Annotated in this window: 9 protein-coding genes; 3 read left to right on the top strand and 6 right to left on the bottom strand. The window is 42.6% G+C overall.

Features of this window, described 5'->3' with window-relative positions:
• Window positions 1-406 precede the first annotated feature (406 nt).
• From QTN47_RS18555 to QTN47_RS18545, 3 genes are all read left to right on the top strand, one after another.
• Window positions 407-2473 (top strand): sigma 54-interacting transcriptional regulator, encoded by a 2067-nt coding sequence (locus QTN47_RS18555; RefSeq protein ID WP_369330907.1) that lies wholly within the window; start codon window positions 407-409, stop codon window positions 2471-2473.
• 175 nt (window positions 2474-2648) lie between these two features.
• Complete coding sequence (locus QTN47_RS18550) at window positions 2649-3029, top strand: antibiotic biosynthesis monooxygenase family protein (RefSeq protein ID WP_369330906.1); 381 nt, start codon at window positions 2649-2651, stop codon at window positions 3027-3029.
• Window positions 3030-3103: 74 nt separating this feature from the next.
• Window positions 3104-3985 (top strand): hypothetical protein, encoded by an 882-nt coding sequence (locus QTN47_RS18545; RefSeq protein WP_369330905.1) that lies wholly within the window; start codon window positions 3104-3106, stop codon window positions 3983-3985.
• Between the two features lie 234 nt (window positions 3986-4219).
• Here the strand turns inward: QTN47_RS18545 and QTN47_RS18540 are convergent, their stop codons facing one another.
• The 6 genes from QTN47_RS18540 to QTN47_RS18515 form a co-directional block, all read right to left on the bottom strand.
• Window positions 4220-4711 carry a hypothetical protein gene (locus QTN47_RS18540; protein WP_369330904.1) on the bottom strand — a complete coding sequence of 164 codons (492 nt, stop codon included), beginning with the start codon at window positions 4709-4711 and terminating at the stop codon, window positions 4220-4222.
• A gap of 94 nt (window positions 4712-4805) precedes the next feature.
• Window positions 4806-5411, bottom strand: coding sequence for an outer membrane beta-barrel protein (locus tag QTN47_RS18535; protein WP_369330903.1), 606 nt, complete (start codon window positions 5409-5411; stop codon window positions 4806-4808).
• Between the two features lie 23 nt (window positions 5412-5434).
• Window positions 5435-6055 (bottom strand): DUF4136 domain-containing protein, encoded by a 621-nt coding sequence (locus tag QTN47_RS18530; protein ID WP_369330902.1) that lies wholly within the window; start codon window positions 6053-6055, stop codon window positions 5435-5437.
• 317 nt (window positions 6056-6372) lie between these two features.
• On the bottom strand, window positions 6373-7755 hold the full coding sequence (locus QTN47_RS18525; protein ID WP_369330901.1) for an efflux transporter outer membrane subunit: 1383 nt from the start codon (window positions 7753-7755) through the stop codon (window positions 6373-6375).
• Between the two features lie 3 nt (window positions 7756-7758).
• On the bottom strand, window positions 7759-10908 hold the full coding sequence (locus QTN47_RS18520) for an efflux RND transporter permease subunit (RefSeq protein ID WP_369330900.1): 3150 nt from the start codon (window positions 10906-10908) through the stop codon (window positions 7759-7761).
• A 42-nt stretch (window positions 10909-10950) separates the two neighbouring features.
• Window positions 10951-12084 carry an efflux RND transporter periplasmic adaptor subunit gene (locus tag QTN47_RS18515; protein WP_369330899.1) on the bottom strand — a complete coding sequence of 378 codons (1134 nt, stop codon included), beginning with the start codon at window positions 12082-12084 and terminating at the stop codon, window positions 10951-10953.
• Window positions 12085-12097 lie beyond the last annotated feature (13 nt).

The following is a 12097-nucleotide window of genomic DNA, read 5'->3' as shown; positions in this document are numbered from 1 at the left end:
GGAACACAGGCTGCCATTACCGGTAGCCTGTTTTCTTTATACCTCTCTTATGGCTGGATTTTATAGTTTGTTAAAAGATTTATTGCAGTTTTTGCAACAAATTATTCAAATGATTGTAATACAGTTAAATACCAATGCGGAACACCAGTTGGCCCGGTCAAGAAAAAGTTACAGATTGGCTTTTTTTATTAAATTTATTACGAGGACGTAACATTCGCCAGGAATTGCATTAAAAAAAAAACTTTTTCAGGATCTGCTTTGCTAAAAAACTTATTGGTTACGTCTTAACGCCGCAACTAACTGCGCCGGCCGCAATAATAGAATGATCTAAAGTACCCCTTGATTATTACCACGAAAACAGGACCTATTTATTACACCCCTTAAGACGCCAGTTTAAAACTGTCGGATGGAACCAATTATTTTCGCAACTGCATTTATTACTGCAGGAGCTGCTCTCATTGCGGGTCTGATAAACCTGTTTGTGGGCATGCATAAAGATGGTGAAAAGATAGATGTGCTGTTTGGAATACTGGCACTGCTTGTATTGCTGTTTATTGTTGTTCCCCCTGCGGGATTTATTACAAAAGTACAAGCCCCCTATCCTTTTTCCTTTTACGTTAAGTGTTCTTTTTTATGGGCACATTACCTGCTGCTACCCTGGTTTATCAGCTATTACAGCAATTACCACAGAAAAAAACTTTCATTAGTAATCAATGGTTTACTTGCTGTTGCTTTTGTGCTGATGGTGTCTACAGAGCAACGCAATGATAGCCCCAACTGGATTTGGTTTATGCTGGTTCCGCTGACACTGATATGGGCGCAAGGAATGCTCGCAGCCAGGCATCAGAAAAAACAAGGCAAGAGCAAGGAAGCTAAATGGCTTTTTACAGCAATGCTGATCTATGGACTACTGCTGTTTGCAGGCGTACTTTATCAGACCAATCAAGATCAACAGCAGACAGGCGGCATTAGAATATTCTTTCCGTTTAACCTCAATCTACTCACGTTTGTATGTATTATAAGCTTCAGGTTGAGGAACAAACTGTTTGAAAAATACCACATCATCAAAAAGCTGAATCAGGAACAAACTCAATGGAACTCCCTGTTGAACGCAGCACAACTTCTGATCGTTGCCCTGGACAAAGACGGTAATATCAGTTTCGTTAATCCTTATACAGTTAAAACGCTCGGCTATCATTCAGCTTCGGAATTGCTGAACCAAAATTGGTTTGAAAAGTTTCCTATGGCCGGTACAGGCAATACTTTAAAAGCGCTTTACACAAAAACAATACAAACTCAACAAACAATCGCCAATTTTCTTACTGAGGTCCGCACAAAAGACGGCACCGGGCTAAAGATAAGCTGGACAAACATGCTTATGTATGATGAGGATGGAAAGCTTAAAGGTACGATGAATATTGGCAACAACATAACAGATAAGGAAGACGCACTGATGCAGTTGAAGCTACTCAAAAATGAACTTGAAAAAGAAAGTCTTCCATCGACGTGCGAAACCAGTTCCCAAATCATGGAAACTGGTATTATTGGTCAAAGCAACGCAGTATTGTATGCTTTGCAAAAAGCAAGAAAGGTAGCCGACACAAACGCAAGTGTTCTTCTGAACGGTGAAACCGGTGTGGGCAAAGAGATTTTCGCACACTTTATACATAGCCACAGTTTCCGTAGTGATAAGCAGTTCATCAAAATAAACTGTGCGGCGCTTCCACCTGAACTGATAGAAAGTGAATTGTTCGGCCACGAAAAAGGCGCATTTACCGGCGCTTTACAAGCACGTAAAGGAAGATTTGAACTGGCACATAAAGGCACTATCTTCCTGGACGAAATAGGTGAAATGCCCCTTTCTGTTCAACCCAAATTATTAAGGGTGCTGCAGAGTGGTGAATTTGAACGGATAGGCGGACAACAGACAATAAAGGTTGACGTACGCATTATCGCAGCAACAAACAGGGAATTATCCAGGGAAGTGGTTGAAGGGCATTTCAGGGAGGATCTCTTTTACCGGCTGAATGTATTTCCCATCACTATTCCTCCACTACGAAAAAGACCCGGAGATATTCCGCTGCTTGTAGGACACTTTGTTAGAACAATATCTGCTGAACATAACAAACAGATCACCGACGTAAGCAAGGCTGACATGACCAGATTGTGCGAATACAAATGGCCAGGCAACATCCGTGAGTTAATGAATGTAATACAACGTTCTGTTATTTCTTCAGAAGGGCACACACTGAGACTCGAAGGATTAAATAACCAAAACCCGGTTAACGATGATACAACAATTGTTTCTTCATCAACTATTGAAGAGGTAGAAAAAAATCATATCCTGAAAATACTGGAAGAATGTAATGGAAGGATCAATGGCGAAAGCGGCGCAGCTAACAGATTGGGGCTGCATCCAAGTACACTGAGATCGCGATTAAAAAAATTGAACATTTATCGCGAAAACCTGTAAATGAAAAATGACAACCAATGAAAAGAAAAACAACCAGCAACCGAATGCGGCTATGGAAAGCCCTCTACTGCTATCGATATTTCGATACGTGTTTTAAATTTCGATAGAGGTCATTATTTGCATCACCTCAACATACAGTGATAGCCAGTAAAAATCAATATGTTATAAAAAAGCTATGCTGCAATTTTTACTGGCATACAAATTGAAATCTATAGATACCAAATCTGAACATTCTTCATACCTCCATAAACTTTCTGTAACCACATATATGTATTACTTAAAATTATCCGGGTTCATTCCCGAACATAATCAAAAAGAATTTGAACAAACTTATCGTTTGGCATCTACGCAAATACCTGACACCTGCCTCGGATTTCAGATCATGCGTGATGTAATACACGAAGGAAAATATCATTTTATCACCTACTGGGCGATTGTAAAATCACTGGAGTCATTTTCGCAGTCGGAACTTTTTTTCATGATGTCCGGTGCATTCACAACGCTTGGCCAACTGTATGAAAATGTAAAAGGAGAGATCACGCAGCATGTCAATTGAAACATTTACCCATTTGCAAAACCTATGCTGCGCTAACCGGATGCTGCCTATTTAGAAAAACTAAACTTATTGTTATGACCCCTATTCAATGGACGCAAAATGAAGCGTCAATCCCAAAAGAAGCGATCCAGGATCAGATGACAAAAATATTTAAAGATCCCGTTTTTGTAGAATCTGAAATACTGAAACGATTTCTTGTATTCATTGTAAATGAAACACTGAATGGCCGTGCCAATTGCCTTAAGGAATACACCATTGCCGTGGGCGTATTGGGCAAACCGGCTAATTTTAAACCGTCTGAAAACGGTATAGTAAGAATACACGCAGGCAGATTGAGACGCGCGCTGGATGATTATTATCACCACGCTGATATAGCAAACACAGTGTATATTTCCATACCAAAAGGAAAATACGTTCCGGAATTCAGTACTACAACAAAAAGCGATAGCACCGGCACGTTTGCACCTGTTGCCAGTCTTTCAAGAAAAAGCAGCAACAGCTCATACATCGGGCATCCTAACATGGTAGTTGCAGTGCTTCCTTTCACCTACCAGAAGAATAACGATCTGCTTGAATCTTTTACCAACGGACTAACAATGCAATTGAGTTCCGCATTAATGCATTTCGAGAGCATTTGTGTTATAGCACCCCAGGCCATTACAAGCCTTTTAAGCAGGACTTCTGACATTAGGGAACTGGCAACCAATTCAGGTGCCGATATTGTCATTACGGGGCATCTACAGTACGCAGGCGATAGAATACGCACTAACATCCAGATAATCAGAACAAGCAACTATCAACAGATGTGGTGTGAACTGCATGAAACATCTCTTACCAAATCCTCTATCTTTAAAGTACAGGATGAAATTGTAGGCATTACCGTTTCAAAGTTTGAAAACGCCAGCGCAGAGAGCTGGATGAGGCAAGCAGGAAGTGTGGTGATGGCTGCGGTGTAGAGAAGACCGTAATCGTAAGACCGTAAGACAGTAAGACAGTAAGACAGTAAGATCGTAAGATCGTAAGACCGTAAGACGTGTAAGATGGGGAGATAGGTAAGATGGAAAAAATGAAAAGATCGGAGTTGTGTTGGCGATGATGCAACCGATTTAAATAATAAAAAAAGGATGCGAAGTACATCCTTTTTTGGTGGTTTAATGTATTGTTACAAAGGCGTAATTGCTTGCTGATTGCTATTGCGTTACTTGCATCTTTTTCCGGTCTATTTCGCCAATGAAAGGAATTTGATCGAGCACGGCCGAGCGTACTGTGTTACGCATATAGGCTTCAAGTTGGAAGAACTGACTTGCTTTAAGGCCGCCGATCACAGGCTTGATCTTTTTATAGTATTTGAGATACAAATTTTCGTAAGCAATATTGTTTGCGGAAGCTTTAGTAACAAGCTCGTCCGCTTTTTTATCATCCATGGTCTGATAAGTTTTTGCATATTCCTCCAAGAGGGCTATATAGTCCTGGCCGAGTTTTCTTCTTTCAGTCTCATAGCTGTCATAAAGCTTCCAGAATGCAGTTGACTTAGCAGAATCAGTGATCTGCAGATATTCCTGCATCAGGTCCCGTTTATCCTTACCATACATAGATTGTATAAGGTTAATGTCATCCTTGGTGGGCTGCGCCGCAGCAGACAATGACACAAGTAAAATACCAAATACCAGGAAGTTTTTCATTTGTCAGAATTTATGTTGTTAAAAATGCAAACCCTCTTACTGTCTTACAATCTTACGCTCTTACTGTCTTACGATCTTACGCTCTTACGGTCTTCTATTGTCCAAATGCAAATCCAATACTTATCCCAAAATTCTTAAAGCTGTCGCGGTTCAGCAGATCGTTTTTATTGGTGGAATAGCTATACCCCAAAGCCACAAGAAATCCCCAGCCGGCACTCTTTTCAGGCTTGATAAGTACACCCACTTCCGGCCGCGCAACAAAGCCCCAGTTATTATCATCCGTCACATACACATTGTAGTAAAGCGACTGTCCGAGATACTGGCCGCCCAATCCAACGCCTATGTACGGCTTAAATGTTTTACCACCTTCAAAATAGTAATGGTAGGTTGCTGTGATGGGCAACTGGTATGCCTGCGCAACAAAATCACTTGTTACGGCGCTATTTCCGTCAGGCTTTTGGAATGTTTGTCTCGGCAGGTATTGTTCATAATTGGCCCAGTTTAAAGCAAGGCCGGCAGACATATTCTTTTTAAAGAAATACCGGTACTCAATTTTACCGCCCCTGTAGCTTGTCTTGGTGAGGTAATCGTTATTCGTAGGAAAATTCATTTCCCATGAAATGGCACCCAGTTGCTTCTGCGCAAGTGCGGATATCACGCAAAAAAATACAAGCACCTGTGTTATAATAATTTTCTTCATGATATACAGTTTGAAGTTGCTTATTAATGTGTTGTAATGTAGGGTGACTGTGTATATGCTTGGTTAATGGCTTCAACACCCAATTGAAGATCATTGGAAGAATTTCCGAGACCACCCGACATAACAGAGCTCCAGGGCACAAAGAGTTTACCATTTGCACTGGCATTCTTCAGATCTATCATGTCCAATATGAGTGTACCGGTTGGAATGCTGTACACCACGCCACCGTACGGGTAATAAGGCGGATAACCGCACCATCCCCAATAGCAGCCTCCCCAGTATCCCCACCACCAGCCAGGATAGATAACGCCCAGGTTAAGATCCTTCACTGCAGTAAGCCCCAGCCCAAGGTCCGGATGAGTGTTCTTAGCAACAAAACTGTAGCCGCGTGCATCCATGTTTTGCTTTACAGCGTTGACAAGTTGTTTTGCATCATCTCCAATCCAAAGACTGTCATTCTGATTGGTTGTTTCTAGCGCTATCGTATCCGAAATGTAATAAGTTTTGTAGCTACTGAAATTGGCGTTAGCGTCCTTTGCAGATTGCACAACAAAACTATTCGACAGCTTGTCTGTATCGGGAGTCTTAAGACAGCCAAACAGGGTTACCGATAAAACGGTTACCAACAAATAGCTTTTTTTCATTGTGAAAAGATTTGATTTACTGAAATAATTTTCTGCCATAACCAAGGTATGGCAACCTTACAAAATTTTCTTAGGGCGCAGTTGTTTAACGGTTAAGCTTCAGGCGGATTTACGGTTAAAAAAGTCAATAGTGAATGGTCAATCGTGAAATGTGCTGCAGCACTATAATCAACGAGCTTCTAAAAGGACTGAATCTGAGTGTTTTTACTTTTCACTTTTGAACTTACACTATTCACCATTCACTATTCACTATTCACCATTCACCATTCACTATTCACCATTCACCATTCACTATTCACTATTCACCTTCTCTCCCCTCACCATCCGCCGCCCAAAGATTTATATAGCTGAACTAACGAATTCAATTTTCCCTGCAGCGCTATCGATTGCTGCAACTGGGCATCAAACAAATTGTTCTGCAAAACAATCACTTCAACATAAGCAGTATATCCGTTATCATACCTGGCCTGTGAGAGAACCAATGACTTTGCCGCTGCATCAACCTCGTTGGTTCTTTGCGCATACTCTTCCGCATAAGTTCTGTAGGACGTCAGCGCATTGTCTACATCACCGAAGGCTCCTAACACTGTTTGCTGGTATTGATAATATACCTGGTCAAATTTTCTCTTTTCAGCTTCAGCCAAATTTTTCAATTTGCCGAAATTAAATATCGGTCCTACCAAACTTCCGAAGCCGTTAGCTACAAATCCTTTTGAAGAAAGGAAAGTTGATAACGCGGGGCTTGCAAAACCCAGCAAACCTGTAAGGCTGAATGAAGGCAGCCTGTTGGCCTGAGCAACACCGATCTGTTCAAATTGTGAGCGCAATGATTGCTCTGCAGATATAACATCCGGACGTCTTTCTATCAACTGGGAAGGAAGCCCCACGGGGATATCAGGAGTAATAGTCTGATCAAAAATTGACTTACCTCTCGCCACCGTTCCCGGCCCCTCTCCCATCAGAAGACGCAATGAATTTTCTACCTGCACAATTTGTCTTTTCAGAGAAGGAATGGTTGCTCCTGCAATAGCTTCCTGCTGCATTGCCCATAACTTATCCAGCTCTGCTACATACCCCTTATTAAAACGCTCGGTAATAATGCCTGTAACTTCATGCCTGTTAGCATATGTTTGCTGAGCAATTGCCAGCCTGTTATCCAGGTCACGCAATAAGAAATATTCCGAAGCAGCTTCCGCAACAAGGCTAACCTGCAATGCATTGCGATTATATACGCTGGACAAATAGCTTGCTAATGCAGCCCTGCTGGCATGCCTTATCTTACCCCATATATCTATCTCCCAGTTAAGCACACCAAATGCATTGAACGCGGCGCCATCAACACCTCCAGCCACCTTAACGGCATCAGATCCGGCTTTACCGCCACCTGCTTGCAATGCATAGCTAAACTGAGGATACAGGTTTGATTTTATTACAGCAGCCTGTAAACTTGCTTCAGCAATTCTTGCTGCGGCGGTAAGCATATCCCTGTTGCTATCCAGTGTGGTCTTAATAATTGTCTGCAATGCTGTGTCATTATAAAGATCGAACCAGCCCATTAACTTAGCCGTATCAATACGAACAGTGTCTCTATAGCTAATGGCAGCAGGCTGTTCAGGTGCAGTATATTTCTTCCCCACCATACATCCGCCTAACAACATCAGCGTAGCTAAAAGAAGATGATATGTATATTTTGCTTTCATTGTCTATCCATGTTGAGGTGTATCGGAAGCTGCGATTTCTTGATTTTTCTTCTTTTTCTTTCTTTCAATCAGAACAAAGAATGCGGGGATAAGCACCACACCAATGATCGTTGCAGTCAGCATACCTGCGAATACCGACATCCCCATTACCTTTCGTCCTTCTGCGCCCGCACCTGTTGCTGTAAGCAAGGGCACAACCCCAAGTATGAATGCAAACGAAGTCATCAATATCGGGCGGAAGCGTAGCTTGGCACCGTCTAATGCAGCATCAAGTGTTGGCTGCCCTGCTTCAAGCTTCATCTTTGCAAACTCAACAATCAGGATGGCATTCTTCGCATTTAACCCGATCAGCATCACCAACCCGATCTGGGCAAATACATTATTTACATAGCTTAGCGAAAACATACCTGCTAAAAACAGTCCGAGAAACGCGCCCATCACAGCCCACGGCGTTCCCAACAACACACTGAACGGTAATTTCCAGCTTTCATATTGCGCGGCCAGGATGAGGAACACAAAGAGAAGGGCCATTAAGAAAGCTTTTCCACCCGTTCCTGCCGCGGCTTCTTCCTGGTAAGAGATATTGCTCCACTGGTAGCCCATATCAGCGGGCAATGTTTGCGCTGCAACTTCTTTAAGTGCCTGCAATGCCTGGACTGAACTATATCCCTGGGCAGGCACACCATTTATTTCTGCAGCACGATAAATATTGAAGTGGTTGGTATACTGGGGACCCGCCGTGTCTTTTATCTGAATGACCGTACTTATCGGCACCATTTCATTTGTTGCATTGCGTGAGTAGAACTGTTGAAGATCTTCCGGCCGGTTACGAAAATCCGCATCAGCCATTACATAAGTTTTATACTGTCGCCCGAACTGATTAAAGTTGTTTACAAAAGTTCCTCCAAGTAAGGTTGCTATTGTACTGTTCACATTGTCCAGGTTCAGACCGAGCTTATCTACTTTTTCTTTATCTACCTGGATACTTTTTTGAGGAACATTGGCGCGGAAGAGTGTATAGATCTTTGCAATTTCAGGACGTTTACTTGCCGCAGCAATAAATGCCTGTGCATGCTGCGCAAGGTATTGAGGAGAGTTACCGCCACGATCCTGCAGCATCATCGTAAAACCTGCACCGTTACCCAAACCAATGATGGGCGGCGGCCCTACTGCTAACACCGTTGCTTCGGAAATGTTTTTCATACAGATGGCGTTGATCTCCTGAACAACATCCAGCGCCGTCTTGTGTCTGTGTTCCCACGGCTTCAATGTAATGAAGAATGTAGCAGCATTGGGAGCAACAGTATTATTCAACAGGTTATTACCATTAACTGTTGTATACAGGTCTATTTCCGGAATACTTTTCAGAATAGCTTCTACCTTTTTTGTAACAGCATCTGTGCGCTCAAGAGACGCAGCATCAGGTAGTAGTGTGCTTATAATAAAATAGCCCTGATCTTCTTCAGGGACGAAGCCGGAAGGAATTCTTTTACCAAGCATACCGGCTACAACCACGATTCCACCAAGTATTATTAATGATATAATTAATTTTCGTGCAAAGAAACCAGCCACTTTAACATAACCATTGGTGAACTTATCAAAGCCACGGTTAAAGCTTGCAAAGAAACGGGCGAGAAGACCTTTTTGATCCTTCTTCGGCTTTAACAGCAACGCAGCAAGCGCGGGGCTTAATGTAAGCGCATTGAATGCCGAGAAACAGACCGATATCGCAATGGTGATCGCAAACTGCTGATACAATCTTCCGGTTATTCCACCTGTGAATGCTACGGGAACAAACACGGCTGAAAGAATAACGGCTATCGCAACAACCGGACCACCCACCTCTTTCATAGCAAGACTGGTTGCTTCTTTTGGCGACTTGCCATGTTCTATATGATGCATTACTGCTTCCACTACCACAATGGCATCATCCACCACAAGACCAATTGCCAACACCAATCCTAACAGTGAAAGCACATTCACCGAAAAACCAAGTAAAGGAAACACAATGAAAGTACCAATGAGTGAAACCGGTACTGTAAGCAACGGAATCAAGGTTGCGCGCCAATCCTGCAGAAAGAGGAACACCACGATTATTACGAGTACAACTGCTTCAAGCAGGGTATGAATAATTTCATCTATCCCCGCGGTTACAGCAAGTGTTGTATCTAACGCAAAATCCATTTTCATGTCGGGCGGAAAACGCTCCTGCAACTCTTTCATTCTTTTCCTTACTGCCTCGGCAACAGCAAGCGCATTAGAACCAGGGATCTGGTAGATAGCGATAGTTGAAGCGCTTGAACCATTGATCCTGCTCGTCATGTTGTAGTTTTCCGTACCAAGCTCAATTCTTGCAACATCACTTATACGAACCAATGCACCATTCAGATTTGATTTAAGTATGATATTGCCGAATTCCTTCTCTGTTATTAAACGTGATTGGAGCAGAGCTGTGTAAGTATTCTGAGTTCCTGCTGCAGCAGGTTCTCCACCAAAACTACCACCGGGCTTAATCACGTTCTGTACTTTCAGTGCATTCATCACATCCTGTACAGTAAGGTCATATTTAGACAACCTGTCAGGCTTTACCCAAACTCTCATCGCATACTCGGATCCGCCAAACACAGACACATCACCCACACCATAAATACGTTTCAATTCATCCACTACATTAATGAATGCATAGTTGTTCAGAAACTTTGAATCGTATGTATTGTTGGGAGATGAAATAGAAACCAGCATCAGCGGGAAGGTGAGCGATTTTTTTACCGTAACACCCATTTGAGTTACTTCGGGAGGCAGGAAAGGATTGGCTTGCGACACACGGTTTTGCGTAAGCATGTTGGCGTTATCAAGATTCACACCTACTTCGAAAGAAACTTCAAGTCGCATCGTTCCATCGTTCGCATTTACGGAACGCATGTAAAGCATATTTTCCACACCATTCACCTGTTGTTCTATCGGCGTAGCTACAGTTTGTTCCATGTTTACAGAGTTTGCTCCATTATATGTAGCATTTACCTGTACCATGGGTGGCGTGATCTCTGGATACTGAGAGATAGGTGTACTTCGAAGTACGAGGTACCCTAGTATTACCATTAGAATGGATATTACCATGGCAAATATTGGCCGCCGGATGAAAAATTCACTCATGAATAAGATTGAATGGGTTTGCTATTGTATTCTGTTAGTCTATTACTTAGTTGAAGTAGAGTCGTAAGAATATGGGGTCATTACCGGCTTGATGGTCATGCCAGGCTTAATAAAGGTATTACCCACGAGCGCAAGTTTTTCGCCCGGTTTTATACCTTCTGTAATAACCCAGTTGCTACCTGACCGAACGCCTGCTTTTACAGGACGTGGATTGATCTTACTACTGTCATTCACCACAAAAGCCATATACACATTCTGCATTTGGTTGATTGCTTCCTGCGGAACAAGAACGGCATTTTGTATTTCGTCAGCTTTAAACCGCACTTTTACATACTGGCCAGGACGCAGCAGGCCTGATCTGTTTGCAACAACAGCCTGCACCAGCAACGAACCTGTTGTCGGATCTATTTCACGGTTAGTAAAATCAAGTTTACCGGTTTCAGGAAAGGGCGTACCATCGTTCAAAACAAAAGAGACTTCAAGTTCCTTTGCAGTTTGGTAAGTCATTTTTTCCTTAAACTTCAGGTAATCATTTTCTGATATGGAAAAGCGTACGCGCATGGCGCCTACAGATGAAATTGTATTAATTGGCTGCTGCCCTATGCCTTTATTTACATAGTCGCCAACCTGCACTTTGGAAACACCTATAATACCATCCAGCGGAGCTGTAATGCGGGAATAACTTAGTTGTGTACGCGCGTTGTTTAGTGTGGCACCAGCAGATGATACCGCCTGTTGCTGCGCATCGTAACTGGCTTGTGCTGCATCAAGGTCGCGTTTGCTTAACGCATTCATTTCTGCCAGTGGCTTTACGCGATCAAGATCAGCTTTTGCTTTAACAAGCAATATATTGGCTTCAGCCAGTTGCGCTGCGGCAGCCTGTTCGCGATCACGCAATTCATCGTCTTGTATTACATACAATAGCTGACCACGTTGAACGTGACTACCTTCTTTAAAATTGAGGCTCTTTATCCAGCCTTCTGCACGCGGTCTTATTTCTACATCTGATTGTCCGTACACCTGGCCTACATACTCTGTAAAAACAGGTATGGTCTTCTGACCAGCCACAACAACCTTAACTTCAGGAACAACCTGCGTAGTTTCAGTATTTTTTCCTTTGCAGGAAAGAAGCGCGTAACCAGTAAAAATGAACAGTATAATTAACGTTGGTTTCATGTAAAAAATTTAC

Origin of the sequence: Danxiaibacter flavus (genome assembly GCF_041060425.1) — a bacterium.
Taxonomy (GTDB): Bacteria; Bacteroidota; Bacteroidia; order Chitinophagales; family Chitinophagaceae; genus Danxiaibacter; species Danxiaibacter flavus.
The sequence above is the reverse complement of the archived record's forward strand: the minus strand, read 5'-3'. Positions and strand labels throughout refer to the sequence as shown.